At 49.3% G+C, this 18,065-nt stretch carries 19 protein-coding genes; 10 read left to right on the forward strand and 9 right to left on the reverse strand.

Annotation, left to right across the window (positions count from 1 at the left end; translation table 11 throughout):
- Nucleotides 1-132 precede the first annotated feature (132 nt).
- On the forward strand, nucleotides 133-1,224 hold the full coding sequence (locus F463_RS0102500) for a GntR family transcriptional regulator (protein ID WP_245545107.1): 1,092 nt from the start codon (nucleotides 133-135) through the stop codon (nucleotides 1,222-1,224).
- Between the two features lie 336 nt (nucleotides 1,225-1,560).
- Here the strand turns inward: F463_RS0102500 and F463_RS0102505 are convergent, their stop codons facing one another.
- The 5 genes from F463_RS0102505 to F463_RS0102525 all read right to left on the reverse strand — a co-directional run bounded on the left by F463_RS0102505 (nucleotide 1,561) and on the right by F463_RS0102525 (nucleotide 7,155).
- Entirely contained in the window at nucleotides 1,561-2,088 is a 528-nt protein-coding gene (locus F463_RS0102505) for a PepSY domain-containing protein (RefSeq protein ID WP_018985471.1), read from the reverse strand.
- Nucleotides 2,089-2,265: 177 nt separating this feature from the next.
- Nucleotides 2,266-3,060: a thymidylate synthase gene (locus F463_RS0102510; RefSeq protein WP_018985472.1), complete on the reverse strand. Its 795-nt coding sequence runs from the start codon at nucleotides 3,058-3,060 to the stop codon at nucleotides 2,266-2,268.
- Between the two features lie 28 nt (nucleotides 3,061-3,088).
- The gene (thrC, locus tag F463_RS0102515) at nucleotides 3,089-4,522 is read right to left on the reverse strand and encodes a threonine synthase (RefSeq protein ID WP_018985473.1); all 1,434 of its coding nucleotides are present in this window, start codon (nucleotides 4,520-4,522) and stop codon (nucleotides 3,089-3,091) included.
- 38 nt (nucleotides 4,523-4,560) lie between these two features.
- Entirely contained in the window at nucleotides 4,561-5,874 is a 1,314-nt protein-coding gene (locus tag F463_RS0102520) for a homoserine dehydrogenase (RefSeq protein WP_018985474.1), read from the reverse strand.
- Nucleotides 5,875-5,928: 54 nt separating this feature from the next.
- Nucleotides 5,929-7,155, reverse strand: coding sequence for a pyridoxal phosphate-dependent aminotransferase (locus F463_RS0102525; protein ID WP_018985475.1), 1,227 nt, complete (start codon nucleotides 7,153-7,155; stop codon nucleotides 5,929-5,931).
- Between the two features lie 161 nt (nucleotides 7,156-7,316).
- Between F463_RS0102525 and F463_RS0102530 the strand changes: the two genes are divergently transcribed.
- Complete coding sequence (locus tag F463_RS0102530; RefSeq protein WP_018985476.1) at nucleotides 7,317-7,700, forward strand: Mth938-like domain-containing protein; 384 nt, start codon at nucleotides 7,317-7,319, stop codon at nucleotides 7,698-7,700.
- 7 nt (nucleotides 7,701-7,707) lie between these two features.
- On the opposite strand, the gene F463_RS0102535 is transcribed toward F463_RS0102530, so the two are convergent.
- Nucleotides 7,708-8,253 (reverse strand): DUF1439 domain-containing protein, encoded by a 546-nt coding sequence (locus tag F463_RS0102535; RefSeq protein WP_018985477.1) that lies wholly within the window; start codon nucleotides 8,251-8,253, stop codon nucleotides 7,708-7,710.
- 77 nt (nucleotides 8,254-8,330) lie between these two features.
- On the opposite strand from F463_RS0102535, the gene F463_RS0102540 reads away from it, so the two are divergent.
- Nucleotides 8,331-8,819 (forward strand): prepilin-type N-terminal cleavage/methylation domain-containing protein, encoded by a 489-nt coding sequence (locus tag F463_RS0102540; protein ID WP_026295238.1) that lies wholly within the window; start codon nucleotides 8,331-8,333, stop codon nucleotides 8,817-8,819.
- Between the two features lie 75 nt (nucleotides 8,820-8,894).
- On the opposite strand, the gene fabB is transcribed toward F463_RS0102540, so the two are convergent.
- Together fabB and fabA are read right to left on the reverse strand one after the other, a co-directional pair.
- Nucleotides 8,895-10,121 carry a beta-ketoacyl-ACP synthase I gene (gene fabB / locus F463_RS0102545; protein WP_018985479.1) on the reverse strand — a complete coding sequence of 409 codons (1,227 nt, stop codon included), beginning with the start codon at nucleotides 10,119-10,121 and terminating at the stop codon, nucleotides 8,895-8,897.
- Nucleotides 10,122-10,133: 12 nt separating this feature from the next.
- A complete protein-coding gene (fabA, locus tag F463_RS0102550) occupies nucleotides 10,134-10,649 on the reverse strand; it encodes a 3-hydroxyacyl-[acyl-carrier-protein] dehydratase FabA (RefSeq protein ID WP_018985480.1) in 516 nt (171 codons plus the stop codon).
- A 264-nt stretch (nucleotides 10,650-10,913) separates the two neighbouring features.
- On the opposite strand from fabA, the gene F463_RS0102555 reads away from it, so the two are divergent.
- Genes F463_RS0102555 through F463_RS0102585 form a run of 7 tightly spaced genes read left to right on the forward strand, consistent with a single transcriptional unit; the run spans nucleotide 10,914 to nucleotide 17,483 of the window.
- Entirely contained in the window at nucleotides 10,914-11,930 is a 1,017-nt protein-coding gene (locus F463_RS0102555; protein WP_018985481.1) for an AAA family ATPase, read from the forward strand.
- 19 nt (nucleotides 11,931-11,949) lie between these two features.
- Complete coding sequence (locus F463_RS0102560; protein ID WP_018985482.1) at nucleotides 11,950-12,807, forward strand: DUF58 domain-containing protein; 858 nt, start codon at nucleotides 11,950-11,952, stop codon at nucleotides 12,805-12,807.
- 12 nt (nucleotides 12,808-12,819) lie between these two features.
- Nucleotides 12,820-13,797, forward strand: coding sequence for a hypothetical protein (locus F463_RS0102565; RefSeq protein WP_018985483.1), 978 nt, complete (start codon nucleotides 12,820-12,822; stop codon nucleotides 13,795-13,797).
- Nucleotides 13,798-13,801: 4 nt separating this feature from the next.
- The gene (locus tag F463_RS0102570) at nucleotides 13,802-14,788 is read left to right on the forward strand and encodes a vWA domain-containing protein (RefSeq protein WP_018985484.1); all 987 of its coding nucleotides are present in this window, start codon (nucleotides 13,802-13,804) and stop codon (nucleotides 14,786-14,788) included.
- Nucleotides 14,773-15,312 (forward strand): hypothetical protein, encoded by a 540-nt coding sequence (locus F463_RS0102575; protein WP_018985485.1) that lies wholly within the window; start codon nucleotides 14,773-14,775, stop codon nucleotides 15,310-15,312. Before F463_RS0102570 ends, F463_RS0102575 begins: the two co-directional genes overlap by 16 nt.
- Before the next feature lie 45 nt (nucleotides 15,313-15,357).
- The gene (locus tag F463_RS0102580) at nucleotides 15,358-16,389 is read left to right on the forward strand and encodes a vWA domain-containing protein (protein WP_018985486.1); all 1,032 of its coding nucleotides are present in this window, start codon (nucleotides 15,358-15,360) and stop codon (nucleotides 16,387-16,389) included.
- 59 nt (nucleotides 16,390-16,448) lie between these two features.
- The gene (locus F463_RS0102585) at nucleotides 16,449-17,483 is read left to right on the forward strand and encodes a VWA domain-containing protein (protein WP_018985487.1); all 1,035 of its coding nucleotides are present in this window, start codon (nucleotides 16,449-16,451) and stop codon (nucleotides 17,481-17,483) included.
- A gap of 50 nt (nucleotides 17,484-17,533) precedes the next feature.
- Here F463_RS0102585 and F463_RS14700 read toward each other — a convergent pair whose 3' ends face one another.
- Entirely contained in the window at nucleotides 17,534-18,025 is a 492-nt protein-coding gene (locus F463_RS14700; RefSeq protein WP_245545108.1) for a hypothetical protein, read from the reverse strand.
- Nucleotides 18,026-18,065 lie beyond the last annotated feature (40 nt).

The following is an 18,065-nucleotide window of genomic DNA, read 5'->3' on the forward strand; positions in this document are numbered from 1 at the left end:
TTTATGGAATTGCATTTTTTTTGTATCATTCCATCATCGAAGGCCATGTCCTAGTATGCCCTTCAGGTAACCGTAACGCCCTACAGCGAGAGGCGTTACCCGCTTACTTGATTAACAAGGTAGATACTGGCCGTGCTAAGACCCTGGCATTATTCTCTGGTTCTGGATAAGAATTCGCCCTCCTCTATCCACCAACAACTGACCGAACATTTCCGCAGCATGATTGAAGGTGGATCCTGGCTGGGGGGTAGCGCCCTGCCCAGTTCCCGCGATATTGCCCAGCGCCTGGGCATCAACCGAAAAACCGTTTCACGGGTGTATGAAGAGCTGGCTGCTCAAGGACTTATTTATACGCAGCCCAAACGAGGCACGTTTGTTTCTGAAAATCCGCATCACATTCTTTTAGCTCCGCAAAGTGCGGCGAATGCCTCCTCTGTTACAAACACTGTGGCCAGCAGTATTCAGCAATTAATACAAAAGGCCTGTATTTACCACTTCCGTCGCGTAGCCTTGCATATACACAAGCTGCGTCCGCAAGATTATGATGTCACTGGCTTATTCGACCTGAAACATATGCTGGCGAACTTGCTGGCGCATGAACGGCGTTACCTGGTCTCGCCAGAACATATTGCCTGTGGCCATTGGCCCGCCCTACAAACAGCACTGGTCCATAGCCTCAATCTTGGTCAAGGGTATTTGCTGATTGATCATACCGTCAGCCCTGTTTTGGAGTTGCGCCTGAGAAGACAAGGCGTCGCGGTCCTGCGCCTACCGGAAATGAATATCGGACAAGTGAGACTCTTTATTGAACAGGTTGAAAAATATTGCATCAATTACCCGGTAGCCGCTATCTGGTGTGATAGCGCCAGCCTCATTCAGCAGCAACAGGCTGAAACTGAACAAGCCCTGTTGTTGCAAAAACTGTTTGACTACCATCTTTTACTGATTGACGATCAGCGTCATCGCCTCCCTGATCTGCAAGACGACATGCCTTTGTCAACCAAATACGCGAAAAGTTACTTGCTCGGCAGCTTGTATGGCAACCATTGCGATATGTTTAACCTGACTTATGTCGCCAGCAATTTAGGGTTCAGCGAGGATTTTCTGAATGAATTAAATGAAGAGCATCAACCGGCATTGCTTAATATGCTGGCGCAAAGCGAACTGATCAAACGAGGCGAATATAAAAAACTGTTGTCAACCATTCAACGCTTGTTGCCATAAATCTCATCTTCGGCTGAAAACAACCAAAAAGATAAAATACTGGTTATTAACAACCACCAAAAATTCAGGATAAATTCCTATTTACACAAAAAATACACTTCCAAGTCAATCACTTAAACTCACCAAACATCATGGCACGTTAAATGCTGTTGAATCATTGGGAGTGAGCTATCACTAGGACCGATACCAGCTGACTGCATATCCGCTGGTATCGGGGTAGACACTCCCTCACTTGCATATTGATCTCATGCAAAAAAGGCACCGCATTGCGGTGCCTTTTGCTTTTGAGTATCACCGACTGCAGGGAACGACAGCCGCATCACTCCACCGGTCAATTTACTCCTGACCGATTTGATACACTTCGTAGCTGGTCTCTACGATTTTACCGCTGGTAGCATCCACTTCGACTTTTACTTCTTCGTTGTCGGCTTCCAGAATATCAAATTCGTAAGATGCTTTGCCATCTGGCTCGAGCTCATATTCAACTTCAACCACTTTGCCAGGATGCGCTGCAAGTGCAGTGGCCTTGGCGTCTTCTTCAGTCACTTTAGCCAGTGCTTTGAATCTTTCGTCATCCACCGAAACTTCTTCTTCTACTTCTGTAATCTTGCCTGTTTTTGCATTGCACTCGATATCCCATGCTTTGCCATCGTTGGATTGCACATCAAATTCGTATACTAATTGCTTACGCTCTGACTTGGCTTCCACCTTGACAATTTTGCCGTCGTGTTTGGACAAGGCTGCTTTCACGCACTTACCCAAGCTGTCGTAAGCCTTTGGCTTGATGGTTTCATGGTCAGCGAATGCCTGACCGGACAACAAACCGCATACCGCGGCTACCAGAATTGACGCTTTAACTTGCATAATGATCTCCTTGTTTAAAGTCATGAATGAAAGTAATGAAACAGGCGCTAGGACGCCATATTCCAAAATCCACAACGCTGAGAAGAATATCAAAAACGCGATATGCTTTTGAAAATATTACACTTTGTTAACAAAATGGTTAAAAACAGCCATTCTGGTCGCTGCTAAGCAGCTGGACTACACGGCCACTGGCGCCTTAATGGCGGGATAGGGATCGTAATTTTCCAGCGTAAAATCCTCAAACTTAAAGGCAAAAATGTCTTTCACGGCAGGATTAATACGCATCACAGGCAAAGCACGCGGTGTACGGGACAACTGCTCTTTTACCTGCTCCATATGGTTGCTGTAAATATGCGCATCCCCCAGGGTGTGTACGAAGTCGCCCAGTTGCAAATCGCAAACTTGTGCCACCATCATGGTTAACAAGGCATATGAAGCGATGTTGAATGGGACGCCAAGGAAAATATCTGCACTGCGTTGATACAATTGGCAGGAAAGCTTGCCATCAGCCACATAAAACTGAAAAAAAGCATGGCATGGTGGCAGCTTCATGCGTTCAACATCCGCCACATTCCAGGCAGACACGATTAAACGACGCGAATCCGGTGTCTTTTTGATCTGGTTAATCACTTGTGTGATCTGGTCAATGTGCGAACCATCCGGCTTGGGCCAGTTACGCCATTGATAGCCGTAGACCGGTCCGAGGTTGCCTTGCTCATCCGCCCATTCGTCCCAGATACTGACACCATTTTCTTTCAGGTATGCAATATTGGTGCTGCCCTGCAAGAACCATAACAGTTCATGAATAATGGATTTTAAATGCACCTTCTTGGTGGTCAGTAAAGGAAACCCTTCCGCCAGATTAAAGCGCATCTGATAACCAAATACCGACATCGTGCCGGTGCCTGTGCGATCTGTTTTGATGTGACCATGCGCAAGTACGTGGTTCAATAGATCATGATACTGTTGCATGTAGCACTCCTCAATCAGTTACTCAGATTCATGTGTTAGCAGCAATAAAGGCTTTAATCGCATCGACGCTCACATCCATCACCGTGGATTTCTGTGGCAGGTCCTCCAGGCCAACCAGGCTGGCCGGACGCTCAGGCACTTCACCCAGCGCTTCCACAATCGCATCTTCAAATTTGGCCGGCAATGCCGTTTCCAATACCAGCATGGGCACATTCGGCTGACGGTGTTCGAGGGCGACTTTCAAGCCATCGGCAGTATGCGTATCAATGGTCACGCCATATTTTTCTTTGGTAGTGCGTATGGTTTGCATGCGGTTGGCATGGTTACTATGGCCGGAAACAAAACCAAAGTCAGCCACTTTTTCAAAATAACCGTCTGCATTCAGGTCAAACTTGCCACCATGATCCACCGCGGTCCACAATTCACGCACACGGGCACTGTCCTGACCGACGAGGTCATAGACAAAGCGCTCAAAGTTGGAGGCTTTGCTGATATCCATGGACGGGCTGGAGGTATGATAAGTATTGGCTGAACCACGCGGCGCATAAACGCCAGTATTAAAAAACTCATCCAGCACATCGTTTTCATTGGTTGCCACCACCAGCTGGTCAATCGGTAAACCCATCATGCGTGCAATGTGCCCGGCACAGATGTTACCAAAGTTGCCACTAGGCACAGTAAAACTGACTTTCTGGCTGTTGTTAGTCGTCACAGCCAAGTAACCTTTGAAATAGTAAATAATCTGGGCAGCAATACGACCCCAGTTAATGGAGTTCACCGCGCCGATTTTGTATTGGGCTTTAAAGTTATGATCATTAGAAACGGCCTTGACCATATCCTGCGCATCATCGAAGACACCTTTCACCGCAATATTGAAAATATTGTCGTCTTGCAGGCTGAACATTTGGGCGGTCTGGAAACGGCTCATCTTCTGGTATGGCGACAGCATGAACACACGCACACCTTTTTTACCGCGCATCGCATACTCAGCCGCAGAGCCGGTATCACCAGAAGTAGCACCCAGGATATTAGTGGTTTGGCCAGTTTTGGTCAGTACGTATTCAAACAGATTGCCCAGTAACTGCATCGCCATGTCTTTAAAGGCTAATGTTGGGCCGTTAGACAGGCTAAGCAGGTAGAGGTTATCTTCTAGCTTGAGCGTAGGCGTAATGTCTTCGGCATTCTGGCCTGCGCGTACATATTGGTACACGTCTGCGCGGTAGGTTTTATCAATAATCGCTTTCAGGTCTGCGTGGGGAATATCACTGTCATCGACCAGCCTGGACAAGATTGCAAAAGCCAGTTCGCGATAATTCATGCCACGCATGGCATTCAAATCTGCATCACTGAATTGCGGATATTGCTCAGGCAGATACAAGCCGCCGTCAGGCGCGAGGCCGCCCAGCAAGATTTCACTAAATGTTAAAGCAGGCGACTGCCCGCGGGTACTGATATATTTCATTGTATTAAACTCTTTGAATTAAGCCTGCCCGTCATATGTTAGCGTGACAGCGCTTCCATCCGGATTTTGATGACGGTGCCGGCAATCGCAGGCAACGCTTCAATCCTGGTAATGGCTGCATCCATGGTTTTTTCCTGCGTGATATGGGTCAGAATGACAATGTCTGCCTCAGCCTCACCTTCCTGAGGCTCTTTTTGCAGCATGGCATCAATCGAAATCTGCAAGTCGGCCAGGATCTTGGTCACATCCGCCATCACCCCTGGTTTATCAGAGGCATGCAGCCGCAGGTAATAGGCTGACTGCACTTCGGCAATCGGCAAGACGGGTAGCACTTGCTGCTGGTCTAACTGATAACCGAGGTAAGGCACGCGTTGCCCGGCTGTCGTGCCTTGCAAACGGGCAATATCCACCAGGTCGGCGACCACGGCACTCGCCGTCGGCTCAGCACCTGCGCCAGCCCCGTAATACAGGGTGGGGCCAACCGCATCCCCCTTCACAACCACGGCATTCATGGCGCCATCCACATTGGCAATCAGGCGCTTTTCCGGAATCAGGGTTGGATGCACACGCAATTCAACGCCCGCCTCTGTTTTTTTGCTGATGCCAAGTAACTTGACGCGGTAGCCGAGCTCTTCAGCGTATTGGATATCCTGCGTCGTCAGTTTGGTAATCCCTTCGGTATACGCATGTTCAAACTGCATGGGCATGCCAAACGCAATACTGGCCATGATGGTAAGCTTGTGCGCAGCATCCACACCTTCAACATCAAAGGTGGGATCCGCTTCGGCATAACCCAGGCGTTGTGCTTCCTTGAGCACATCGGCAAACGCCAGGCCTTTGTCGCGCATCTCGGTCAAGATAAAGTTGGTTGTACCGTTGATAATGCCAGCCACCCATTCAATTCTGTTGGCGCTCAAGCCTTCACGCAAAGCCTTGATAATGGGGATGCCACCTGCCACTGCCGCTTCAAACGCAACAATCACGCCCTTTTCGGCCGCTGCCTTGAAAATTTCGTTGCCATGCACGGCCAGCAAAGCTTTGTTCGCAGTAACCACATGTTTGCCATTGGCAATGGCTTTTAACACTAATTCTTTAGCAATGGTATAGCCACCGATCAATTCAACGACGACATCAATCTCCGGATTATCCACCACGGCAAATGCATCGTCCGTCAACGCCACCTGACCACCGGTGACCTGCCTGGCCAGTTCCAGGTTACGGTCAGCCACCTGCACAATGCGTATATTGCCGCCAATCCGGCGCGAGATATCCGCCTGGTTACGCGTGATGACGGTATAAGTACCGCCACCAACTGTGCCTATGCCTAACAAACCTACTTTTAATTCTTTCATACTCATACTCTACGTTGATGGCAGCCCTAAAGCTCACCTTATTTTGAATGTGCTTTATTTTGCATGCTTCTTACGATAGCTATCCAGGTAGCGGCCTATGCGTGTCATCGCCTCGGTCAGGTCATCCACATTAGGCAGGAACACTACCCTGAAATGATCAGGCGCTTTCCAGTTAAAGCCCGTGCCTTGAACCAGCAGTACTTTTTCTTCCAGCAATAAGTCGAGGATAAACTGCTGATCATCTTCGATCGGATACATCGCTGGATCCAACTTTGGAAACAGATACATGGCTGCAGCTGGCTTGACACAAGTCACGCCCGGCATGGAAGTGAGCATGTCGTAAGCCAGGTCACGCTGCTTGCACAAGCGGCCACTGGGCGCGACCAGGTCATTAATACTCTGGTAACCGCCTAGTGCTGTCTGAATCGCCAGTTGCCCGGGCACATTGGCACACAAACGCATGGAGGCCAGCATATTGAGGCCTTCGATATAATCCTTGGCATCCTTTTTATCGCCGGAGATAATCATCCAGCCTGAGCGGTAGCCACAGGCGCGGTAATTTTTGGACAAGCCGTTAAAGGTCACAAACAGCACATCGTCAGCCAGCGACGCGATGGACGTATGCGTGTTACCGTCATACAACACCTTGTCGTAAATCTCGTCGGCAAAAATCACCAGGCTATGATGACGCGCAATCTCGATAATGCCTTCCAGCGTTTCTTTGGGATACAAGGCACCGGTCGGATTGTTAGGATTGATAATCACGATACCTTTGGTATTGGCCGTGATCTTGTTCTCAATATCCTTGAGGTCTGGCAGCCAGCCGGACTGCTCGTCACAGACGTAATGACGCGCCGTACCACCTGCCAGGTTCACTGCAGCGGTCCACAACGGATAATCCGGCATGGGCACCAGAATCTGGTCACCATTATTGAGCAAGCCCTGCATGGCCATCACAATGAGTTCAGACACACCATTACCGATAATGATGTCGTCTATGGTCACCCCGGCAATGTTTTTTTGCTGGGTGTAATGCATAATCGCTTTGCGCGCCGCGAACAATCCTTTGGAATCGGTATAACCCGAGGCCTGGTCCATATTATGGATCACGTCCTGGACAATTTCTTCGGGGGCATTAAAACCGAACGGCATGGGGTTGCCGATATTCAACTTGATAATGCGTTGCCCATCCTCTTCCATCTGGCGCGCACGTTGTAGGACAGGGCCGCGGATGTCGTAACAGACATTACTGAGTTTGCTGGATTTATTGACTGGCTGCATCGCTCATTAACAAACACATCTTGCGTGTGTTAAGCTCTTAAAGTAAAACTTTCATTCTACCTGCAAACCCTTGCTACATCAATGAACCTTAGGACCTGAGTCAGGTCAGCTTGGAAAGACATCACAAGCAATGAACACTTCGTATCTGCCCTTGATATCTTATGAAATTACACCTGCATACCAGTGATCAACAATATCAAATCAATGGCGTGGATCATGACGCCGTCATCATTAATCGCCAGCGTTATGAACAAGCTGTGATTGTCAGTGAACAGGCTTGCAGTTCCGGTTGGTTCCAGGGGCCTTGGGAAGCGCTGGACGCGCAATCATTGGCACCCATCCTCGAGTTTAAACCGGAGGTGGTGTTACTAGGAACAGGCGATAAACAACGCTTTATCCATCCCAGGCAGATACAAGCATTTTTGTCTGACAACATTGCGGTGGAATGCATGACCACGGCAGCCGCTTGCCGTACGTTTAATATCCTGACGGCTGAAGGTCGCAAAGTCGTCGCAGCGCTGTTACTGGAAAAGCATCTGGGTTAAGTAATAATTATTGCGGCTTAAGGGTGACCTGCAGGCCATTGGCTGTGACTTGAAAATCTGTCGGTTGATAGTGACGTCCTGCATAACTTAAATCTTCAGGCTTCACCTCATACAATACCAATTGGTTGAGCCACTTACTGCCAATATCCTTGGTGATCTGCTGCACTAGGCCGTTCCATTGGCTATTGGCTCCATCCAGTTGAAAAGAATCCACTTCCGGCTGATCCAGTACAACGGCATTTCGCGCCTGGTCAAACTTCAGCAGCCCCGACAATCCCAGCTTACCTGTTGCAGCATTAGCCAGCAAATCACTCTGCACATTGGCATCCATCAAGGTATGAATCCTGCCTGAAGCAGGGTCTATGGACACTAGGGCATTGGATAACTGAATATGAAACACTTTCATGAACGTGAATGGCTTGGCCAGTTTGCTGTTTAATTTTTGCTGCAACTCTGCAGTATTCATGCTTAGCCTGCGTTCACCCATGCTCGCACAATGCGCTAGCAATGCAGCCAGCAAAACCAGCAATAAATAATTTTTTAAAAGACGCATTTGTAAGCCTTGGTTAACACTTGCAACGTTCGACAAAAATTGACATGACAAGTGCCGTCTACGATAAGATCAAAAAAATGAAAAATAAACCCTACGCACAATCCGGCTTTACCCTGGTCGAAATGGTCGTTGTGATATTGATTTTATCAGCGCTGGCAATCACTGCCTATGCGCGTATTGCCCATATTGACGTTCAGGCAAGACAAGCGTCTCTACAGTCATTTAAAGCAACTGTGGTTTCTGTCGCCACCATGGCCAAAGGCGTCTGCATGTCTGACCCACAATGTGCCGGCAATCAACCCACCTCTTCAGCCGCCATTGAAGGCAATACCATTTACTTCAGTCACGGCTATCCGATGGGCTGGCGGGGCAATCAAGATGGCACAGGGACTTTGCAGCAGCTGCTAGAAGTCGGCAATTTTTCTGTGCAACCTTCACTGTCCGATAACAACCGCGCCATCTACTACCTGCAGGGCGCGAGGGATGCCAGCCGTTGCAAACTCGAATACACCATCTCCACCAGCACGTCAGGCCTGACCGTCAGCATTGATGATAGCGGCTGTTAGCTAGCCAGGCAAAACAAAGGCCATGTGCTTGTAAACACATGGCCTGCTCATTTCAAAGCACCAAAAATGCGGCGCCTACAGATGCCTGGTCGACAAGGTCAAAGTCGCATTGGTACCGCCAAAACCAAAACTGTTGGAGAGCGCCGTTTGCAGTTTGGTTGAGGTGATTGGCGTACGCACAATATTCAAGCCTTCAGCAGCCGGATCCAGGTTATCAATATTGGCAGAGGCTGCAATAAAGCCATGTTGCATCATGAGCAAGGTATAAATCGCCTCGTTCACGCCAGCCGCGCCCAAAGCATGTCCTGACAACGACTTGGTGGAAGCAATGGCTGTTCTGCTATTGCTGCCGAATACGGTCCGAATCGCTTCGAGCTCCTTGGTATCACCCACTGGCGTACTGGTGCCATGTGTGTTGATATAATCAATTTCTTCCGGGTTTATGCCTTGCAAGGCCTGCTGCATACAGCGAACAGCCCCCTCCCCGCTCGGAGCCACCATGTCATAGCCATCCGAAGTCGCACCATAGCCCACTACTTCAGCATAGATATGGGCACCACGTGCCTTGGCATGCTCATACTCTTCAAGTACGACAATGCCGCCGCCGCCGGAAATGACAAAACCATCACGATCCGCATCGTAGGTACGTGAAGCCTTTTCTGGCGTGTCGTTATATTTGCTGGACAATGCTCCCATGGCATCAAACAAGTAGCTCATGGTCCAGTGTTCTTCTTCACCACCGCCAGCAAATACAATGTCCTGCTTGTTTAGTTGGATTTGTTCTACGCCAGCGCCTATGCAATGCGCACTGGTTGAACAGGCAGAACTGATTCCGTAATTGACGCCTTTGATCTTGGCGCCAGTGGCCAGGCAAGCGGCAATGCCACTACTCATGGTTTTGGTCACCATATAAGGTCCGACACGGCGGATCCCTTTTTCTGCCAGCGTATTGGTACCTTCGAGCATGCTTTCGGTAGAAGTTCCACCTGCACCGACAATCAGGCCGGTACGCACGTTGGATACGAGTTCCTCTGGCAGACCTGCATCAGCAATGGCTTCCTGCATGGCCAGCCAGGCATAAGCATGGCCTTTAGCCATAAAACGCAACAGTTTGCGATCTATCAGAGCCTCAACATCTAGATTTTTAATTGACCCGGCCACATGCGAACGCAAACCGCGCTCGGCATATTCCGGTTGATAGGTAATACCGGAGCGGCCTGCCTTGAGGCTGTCCAGTACTTCCTGTTTGTTATTACCAAGACTTGATACGATACCAAATCCTGTAATCACTACGCGACGCATTGCGCCTCCTTACTAGAAATTGTCCGTGGTGGTAAATAACCCAACACGTAAATCACTGGCATTATAAATCTCACGGCCATCCACTTCCATACGTGCATCCGCGATACCCATCACCAATTTGCGCATAATCACACGTTTCAAATCAATGTGGTAGCGCACAAGCTTGGCCGTTGGCAGCACCTGCCCTGTAAACTTAACTTCACCAGAGCCCAAGGCACGGCCGCGTCCGGGACCACCCTTCCAGCCCAAAAAGAAACCAACAAGTTGCCACATGGCATCCAGTCCCAGGCAGCCGGGCATGACAGGGTCACCGGTAAAATGACATTCAAAAAACCATAAATCCGGACGAATATCGAGTTCTGCAATAATTTCGCCCTGGCCGTATTTACCACCTTCGTCTGAAATTTTAACAATACGATCAAACATCAGCATCGGTGGCAGTGGCAATTGCGCGTTACCTTCGCCAAACATCTCGCCGCGGCCGCAAGCCAACAACTCCTCTTTACTGAAACTACTTTTACTAGTCATGTATTTTTAGATTTTTAGTATAAAACAATATTTTCGCCGGAAATTACGTTTAGTGAAAGCTTTTTGTCATGAAAACACTATACTGACCTGTATACATTTAATGGAAACATAGGTAAAATTCCTCAAATTGTTACGGAATTTTACATATTGAAAAATATCGCAGAAGCAAGGTTTCAATGATAATCTGTGACAACTTTGCAATTGCGCAATTACAATTTAGTTACAACTTACCTTCAATAATGATACTACGTCAGGAAATCAGGAATGCATGATCAACAATTAGCCGATTGGCGTGCACAAGCACTAAAACTTGAGTCAGAAGTGAATAAAGTCGTGGTAGGTCAGCAGAATCCTGTCCGCCTGATCACGATTGCCGTATTTGCACGGGGCCATGTGTTACTGGAAGGCGATGTGGGCGTGGGCAAGACCACCTTGTTGCGTGCCTTCACCCGCGGCATCGGTGGTGGCTATCAACGTATTGAAGGCACCATTGACCTGATGCCAAATGACCTGGTCTACCACACCTATTTGGGCGAAGATGGTAAACCCCATGTCAGCCCTGGTCCATTGTTAATGTCCGGCCAGGACCTGTCTATCTTCTTTTTCAACGAGATTAACCGCGCGCGTCCACAAGTGCACTCCCTGATGTTGCGTGTGATGGCAGAACGCACCCTGACGGCGTTTAACAAAGAACACTATTTCCCGCACATGCTGGTATTTGCTGACCGCAACCAGGTGGAAAGAGAAGAAACCTTTGATATTCCATCTGCGGCGCGTGACCGCTTCATGATGGAAATCCCGATTGTCGTGCCGCCAGCGCACGATATTATGGAGTCATTGATTTTTGATACCCGTTTCCATGATGTTGATCAGTTGATTACCAATGTAGAACAAGACATCCTGAAATTTGATCAGCTCAACAGCTTTGCCAAAGTGATCCAGGAAAACATTACCGCCAGCCCTGCCCTGCGCAAATATGCCCTGAACCTGTGGCTGGCAACCAAAGATCCACTGGCTTATGGCATCAAGGTTTCCAATGTCGATATGAAGCGCCTGGTATTATCAGGTGCCAGCCCGCGTGGTATGGGTATGCTGTTACGCGCTGCGCGTGTCAACGCCTGGCTGAACGAGCGCGATGCCGTCGTCCCTGAGGATATCCACGCTGTATTCCATGAGACGATTGCTCACCGCCTGGTATTCAGTCCGGTCTACGAAATGCGCCGTACAGAAATCGCACGTGAAATGCTGTCTGGCATCGTCAATGCTGTTGCAGCCCCTTAAGTAAATCGACTGTTTCCCTATGGATTACATCAAGGAATTCAGCTACCACATCAGCTGGCGTTCACGCTCACGCCGCCCTGGTCGCCACAAAAGCAACCAGCGCGGCATGGGCATGGAGTTTCGGGGGCATACGACCTTATTGTCCTATCCTGACCCACGCCGGATTGATATACGCCAGACCATACGCGACCCCATGGAACAGGTGTATGTGCGCATTTTCAACCAGAAAAGTGCAACGCCAGTCTTTGTGCTTTGCGATCTTTCTGGTTCCATGCAATACGGGGTCCCTCATACCAAACTGACCACCGCAGCGGAGATCACGCGCTCAGTCGCACAGTCAGCCACGCGTAACGGCGACCCGGTGGCGTTTGTCGGTTTTGATGATGAGTTACGTGACGAATGGCTGAGTACCCTCTCAGCCAGGCCACATAATATGCTGGATCTGGCAGCTCGGCTGGAAAATCATTTGCCGAATGAAGTCGGGGCTGGTGCACTGATCCATAGTGCCAGCTTGCTACCGCGCGAACGTGCATTGATTTTTATGGTGTCTGATTTTCATATGCCTCTTGAGCAACTGGAAGAAGCGTTGTTGCTGATGTTGCGCCATCACATTGTGCCCGTCGTGCTCTGGAACAGTTCCGAATACAAAGACCTGCCGGAATTTGGAGTCACCAGTATCAATGACCCGGAAACCGGGGAACGTCGTACCTTGTTCCTGCGCGCCGCCTATCGTCAACGTATCCTGGATACCTTTGCCGCGCGCCGCCAGGCTATTGAAGATATTTTTATGAAATTTGATATGCAGCCCTTTTTTGTGGAAGACACGTTTGACGCCGATTTACTGTCCGACTATTTCCATCAATATGTGACTGTGTGAGGAAAGCGATTGATGAAAGCGCCTAAATCCCTGTTCTCTTGCCTGTTGGCAATCACATTGGCCTTTACCACCTTGCCAGTCACCGCAGATGTGGTATTGCCAAGCGTAGACAGCAAATACGTTTCCATCCGGGAAATCAACCCTACCCGTGACGCCGGCTATGTGGTGGGCGACAAGCTGGAGCGCACGATTATCCTGACAGTGAAAAAGCCTTATGAGCTGATTGAGGAGTCCCTGCCCATTGTGGGCTACGAGCACCGTTACCGTGGACAGGTGTCAGGCATAGAACTGGCCAATATCAGCACTGAGGAGGAAAGCTTTTCTGATCGCAGTGTGCATAAAATTCATCTGACTTATCAGGTATTCAAGTCTGGCCGTGTGGCGAAGCCTGCCATCTTGCGGGGCGAGATTGTGAAACTGCGCCATAATGGCAAAACCGAAATTCGGCAAGTGCGCTTTCCATCATTCAATTTCAGAACATCGCCTTTATCCGTTTACGGTGAAGTGAACCTGAAAAACGAAATGAGTCCATTCATTCCACCGTTCACCATCAGCACTGTCAGAGAGTATCAGATCATCAAAGTGGCAGCCGGTGTACTTGTGCTGAGCCTGCTCGGGTTGCTGTATATCCTGGGAGCCCATACCTGGCTGCCACGCATGGGAGGTGCATTTGCCAAGGCTTACCGCAAGGTAGGGCATTTGCCAGAGAATGCTGAAGGGTTGCAGCAATCTATCAACGTGATACATCAGGCGATCCACCAAGTGGCCGGACACAGTGTATTCAGCAATAACATAGACCAATTTTTACAGGAAAAACCTGCCTACCAGCCTGCCAAGCCAGAAATCGAGCGTTTCTTTAGCTTGTCACGCCAGGTCTTTTTTGATACCAAAACCCCATTAGAACTGGGAATGCCAGCAAAACAGTGGTTGCGCACCTTCTGCCGCCACATGCGTGATTGCGAACGTGGTCTGATACCAGAGGTGAAATAGCATCATGGCATTCAATCACCCCTGGTTACTCTGGGCCATTCCGCTGGCGTTATTGCCACTGCTGCTGGAGCGCTCACATAGCAAACATTACTCATGGATAGGCCTGCTACCACCTGACCCGCTTTCCAGCCTGATCGGCCTGCTGTTAAAAATACTGGCTGCGCTGAGTATTCTGTTCGTCATTCTTGGCCTGGCAGGTCCACATACACTGGAACAACAGGTGCAGCGGACCGGGATTGGCGCACAGATCGGCCTGGTACTGGACCGCAGCGCCAGTATGGATGACCAGTTTGTCGGCGACAAGGATGGCCATATCGGTGAAACCAAGTCGGTGGCCGCAGCGCGTATCATCACCAACTTTATTCAAAGTCGTAAAAACGACATGATGGGGGTCATTACCTTCAGTAACTCTGCCATGTATGTATTACCACTTACCGAGAATAAAGAAGCTGTCCTGTCTGCTGTGCAGGCTACGGCAGGTAATTCGCTGTTCCAGACCAATATTGGTGGCGGTCTGACCAGTGCGGTGGAACTGTTCAAGAATGTCCCAGACTCAGGTTCACGCGCCATTATCCTGATTTCGGATGGTGCTGGCCGTGTCAGTGACATGGTGCAACAGAAATTACGTGACTGGTTGCAGCGTTATAACATCGGCCTGTACTGGATTGTCTTGCGCCAGCCGGGCGGCATCACGATTTTTGACCCGAAATATACCGAAAGCGGTTATGACGGTAACATGCCGACTGAAGTCATCCTCTATCAATACTTCCAGACATTACGCACGCCATTCAACGCCTATGAGGCCTCTGACCCGAAGTCCCTTGAAGCCGCGATTGCCGACATTAACAGTAAAGAAAAAAAACCGATTCAATATATGGAAAAAATCCCCGGCCATGATTACACCAACGTGTGTTACTGGATTGCAATCATCATGATTGCCATTCTGCTGGCTGTTAAATATCTGGAGATCAACACATGGCGCTCAGCGTAAAAAAACTGGTCATCGGCCTGATAGTAATAGCGGTGGCTGCTACCGCCGCTATCCTCTACACATGGCAACGCATTGAGCAGGCAGACGCTTTTAACCAGGCCATTCTATCGGCAAAAACACCCCAGACTGACCTGCAAAGCTTTGAAGCAAAATATGCAGTTGCTTACTGGCTAGCCAAACATGAACGTTACAAGGAGGCCACATTGCTGTTCGCCAAGCTGATCGACGGCTCAACGCCTACTCAACGCGCAGCCATTCTGCACAATATTGGAAACATTTTTTTCCTGAAAGCCATTCAGGTCACCGGTGGCAATGACAACAGCACACGCGATGAGGTGGAATACCTGCTGACACAGGCTGCCAGCTCTTATAAAAACGCCCTCAAGGCAGATAATAGTCATTGGGGCACACGTCGTAACTACGATCGTGTCATGAGCCTGTTACCGGAGAAACCCACACCAGGCGTAGGTGAATCAGAGAACCCAGGCCTGATCATGGGCAACATTCCAAACGGTCTGCCTTAATCAGAAGTTTATTAGAACGTCCATTCACATCATTAACTTGCACTTATGAATATCTGGCTCAGACGGTTTATCAAACATAGAGACTCTGCCTTGCTGGCACTGGCATTGGTCTTTTTGCTGGCGGCGATTCTGCGTCCGAGCATTCCGTTCAAACACAACATTTATACCTACCTGCTGGTAGCAGATATCTCGCAAAGTATGAATGCGTCGGACATGACTTTACGCGGTAAAAAAGTCACGCGGCTGGAATACATGCAGAACATGATGCATGAGATTGTGGCTTCGCTCCCCTGTGATACCAAAGTCAGCATTGGCCTGTTTGCCGGTAACTCTGTCGCAGCGATGTATGCCCCCATCGAAGTCTGCAAGAACTTTGCGGCGATTCAGGACACGATTGAACACCTGGACTGGCGCATGGCCTGGTCAGGCAACAGCCGTTTGCGTGAAAGCCTGTTCGTGACGGCAAAAGTGGTCCGTGGCATGTCTGAACCTGCCCAAGTCGTGTATTTTACCGATGGTGAAGAAGCCCCTAAACTGCACGCCTTCAACACGAAAAGCCTGGAAGAGTTTCAGGGCGGTAACGACTGGATATTTGTCGGCATCGGTACTGAAGAAGGCGTGGCTATTCCCAAACTGAGTGAAGATAACCAGGTGATTGGCTACTGGTCAAATGAGAGTTTTGCCATGCAGCCGGGCATTGCGCAGATTTCAGAAAGCACATTGGGGGTGCGTGATGATAACGTCGCCACCGGCGAACATGACCGCTATATTTCCAAACTCGCTTCTGAGTATATGGAAAGCCTGACTCAAGAGATTGGTGCTAAATACGTTAAAGGCGACAGCACCTACCATGTATTACAGGCCATGAAATCACAGCCTCCGGCAAGGCGTGATATTGCGCCATTACCACTAAGCTGGATATTCGCCACCCTGGCTGGGCTGTGCGTGCTTGGCATGTATGCCAGCAGGCATCCAATGCGTCAAATAAAACAAAATCTCAAGATTTACCGTCAGGAAATCAAGTCCAGACTATTCACTAAAAACGAGGCTGTCGCACACGACAATCATTTTCAGTAAACAAAAACGCCCACCCTCTGTCATCCTAGGCCAGTGATGGGGCCATAAGAGAGTTGACCATGAAAAAACAATGGCTTAGGTACTGGCTGCACCATCGCGACACCCTGTTATTGGTCCTGGCGTTAATTTTCCTTCTAGGCGCAGTCCTGAGACCCAGTATTCCAGTCAAGCGCAACATTCACACCTACTTCCTCATTGCAGACGTGACACAGAGCATGAATGCCAAGGATATGGCCCTCAACAACCATACCGTCAGCCGGCTGGACTATACCAAACGCATGATACACGACATTGTCGCCCAACTGCCCTGCCACACCCGCATAAGCATCGGCATCTTTGCCGGTGATGCAGTGGCGGCCCTGTATACCCCAATGCAAGTCTGCCAGCATTTTTCTGCCATTCATGAAACCATAGAGCACCTGGACTGGCGCATGGCCTGGACCGGTAATAGCCAGTTGCGCGAAAGTCTGGTGATCACTGCCAAACTGTTACGCCAGATGCCTGAAGCAACCAAAGCCGTGTATTTTACCGATGGTGATGAAGCGCCCCTGCTACACGCCTTCAATACACGCAACCTCAAAGACTTTCAGGGCGGTGAAGGCTGGTTTTTTGTGGGGATAGGGAGCGATCAAGGCGTGGGCATTCCCAAGCTGACGGAGGATAACCAGATGATCGGTTACTGGTCGAATGAAAGCTTTGCCGTTCAACCAAATATTGCACAAGTAACGGCCAGCAAAAGCAGTGGTCGCGATGACAGCGTAGCTGTCTCGGAATATGACCGCTTCATTTCCAAGCGTGCCTCAGGCTACCTGCAAAAACTGTCAGAGGAGATTGGCGCACAATACCTGGATGGAGATGACCCACATACCGTGCTCAAAACCATACAAAGCCGCGAATCCCCTCGACACGAAATTGTTGCCTACTCTATAGACTGGCTACTCGCTACTGTAGCTGGACTATGCATTCTGGGCACAGGCATCAGCCGCGACTCACTCCGTCACCTCAGACACAGGTTCAAACTTTATCGTAATGATGTCAGAACCAGATTTTTTGCGCGCAGTGAATCGGTAGCGCATGACAATCACTTTTCCTGACTGATGTGTCACTCACTCAAGCATCCTCATCCACGGTACTGCTCTTGAATCTAAGTCTCAAACTTGAGCCCCCAGCGTAACCATACACGCAAAGCGCTGAGTGATTGTTTGCCCGCATGATCAGGCAAGATCAATAATCGACATGGCAATAGCCAGCGATGCCAATGGATGACATCAGTCTCCTCTACATTCAATGGTGACTGGAACTGTACATGCAAAACCATACACCATGGATGTACCACTGTATCTGGTAACACGTTCACTTTCCAGACTTGCCCCAGGGTATTTACCAACGTCATCTCGCCATAAACATCTACCCTGAGCGATTGGACACTTAATCGCCAGCCTGTTGCTAATTGCCGGCTAAAACTCCAAAGACAAGCCAGCAGATAGATCGCTGTCAGCGCTACACTCCACTGCCAGGGCAAGCAATACCAAACTGAACTCAGCACAAGCATTGAAAATACCACACACCAACCCCATAAAAAATTGGAAGGGTGAAAGGAAATTTCAATTTCAGTTGGTAAAATAGGTTTTTTCATTGTGCATCGATGAGTACATACTCAGTATTCAGCCATGCGC

This window comes from Methylophilus methylotrophus DSM 46235 = ATCC 53528, assembly GCF_000378225.1.
GTDB classification, from domain to species: domain Bacteria; phylum Pseudomonadota; class Gammaproteobacteria; order Burkholderiales; family Methylophilaceae; genus Methylophilus; species Methylophilus methylotrophus.

Bases quoted from the DNA above. Each gene is read 5' to 3' on its own strand.
- fabA (WP_018985480.1), bottom strand. From the start codon at position 10,649: ATGACTAGTAAAAGTAGTTTCAGTAAAGAGGAGTTGTTGGCTTGCGGC.
- F463_RS0102570 (WP_018985484.1), top strand. From the start codon at position 13,802: ATGGCATTCAATCACCCCTGGTTACTCTGGGCCATTCCGCTGGCGTTA.
- F463_RS0102530 (WP_018985476.1), top strand. From the start codon at position 7,317: ATGAAATTACACCTGCATACCAGTGATCAACAATATCAAATCAATGGC.
- F463_RS0102585 (WP_018985487.1), top strand. From the start codon at position 16,449: ATGAAAAAACAATGGCTTAGGTACTGGCTGCACCATCGCGACACCCTG.
- F463_RS0102560 (WP_018985482.1), top strand. From the start codon at position 11,950: ATGGATTACATCAAGGAATTCAGCTACCACATCAGCTGGCGTTCACGC.
- F463_RS0102575 (WP_018985485.1), top strand. From the start codon at position 14,773: ATGGCGCTCAGCGTAAAAAAACTGGTCATCGGCCTGATAGTAATAGCG.
- F463_RS0102580 (WP_018985486.1), top strand. From the start codon at position 15,358: ATGAATATCTGGCTCAGACGGTTTATCAAACATAGAGACTCTGCCTTG.
- F463_RS0102535 (WP_018985477.1), bottom strand. From the start codon at position 8,253: ATGCGTCTTTTAAAAAATTATTTATTGCTGGTTTTGCTGGCTGCATTG.
- F463_RS0102555 (WP_018985481.1), top strand. From the start codon at position 10,914: ATGCATGATCAACAATTAGCCGATTGGCGTGCACAAGCACTAAAACTT.
- thrC (WP_018985473.1), bottom strand. From the start codon at position 4,522: ATGAAATATATCAGTACCCGCGGGCAGTCGCCTGCTTTAACATTTAGT.
- F463_RS0102565 (WP_018985483.1), top strand. From the start codon at position 12,820: ATGAAAGCGCCTAAATCCCTGTTCTCTTGCCTGTTGGCAATCACATTG.
- F463_RS0102505 (WP_018985471.1), bottom strand. From the start codon at position 2,088: ATGCAAGTTAAAGCGTCAATTCTGGTAGCCGCGGTATGCGGTTTGTTG.
- F463_RS14700 (WP_245545108.1), bottom strand. From the start codon at position 18,025: ATGAAAAAACCTATTTTACCAACTGAAATTGAAATTTCCTTTCACCCT.
- F463_RS0102525 (WP_018985475.1), bottom strand. From the start codon at position 7,155: ATGCAGCCAGTCAATAAATCCAGCAAACTCAGTAATGTCTGTTACGAC.
- F463_RS0102520 (WP_018985474.1), bottom strand. From the start codon at position 5,874: ATGAAAGAATTAAAAGTAGGTTTGTTAGGCATAGGCACAGTTGGTGGC.
- F463_RS0102540 (WP_026295238.1), top strand. From the start codon at position 8,331: ATGAAAAATAAACCCTACGCACAATCCGGCTTTACCCTGGTCGAAATG.
- F463_RS0102510 (WP_018985472.1), bottom strand. From the start codon at position 3,060: ATGCAACAGTATCATGATCTATTGAACCACGTACTTGCGCATGGTCAC.
- fabB (WP_018985479.1), bottom strand. From the start codon at position 10,121: ATGCGTCGCGTAGTGATTACAGGATTTGGTATCGTATCAAGTCTTGGT.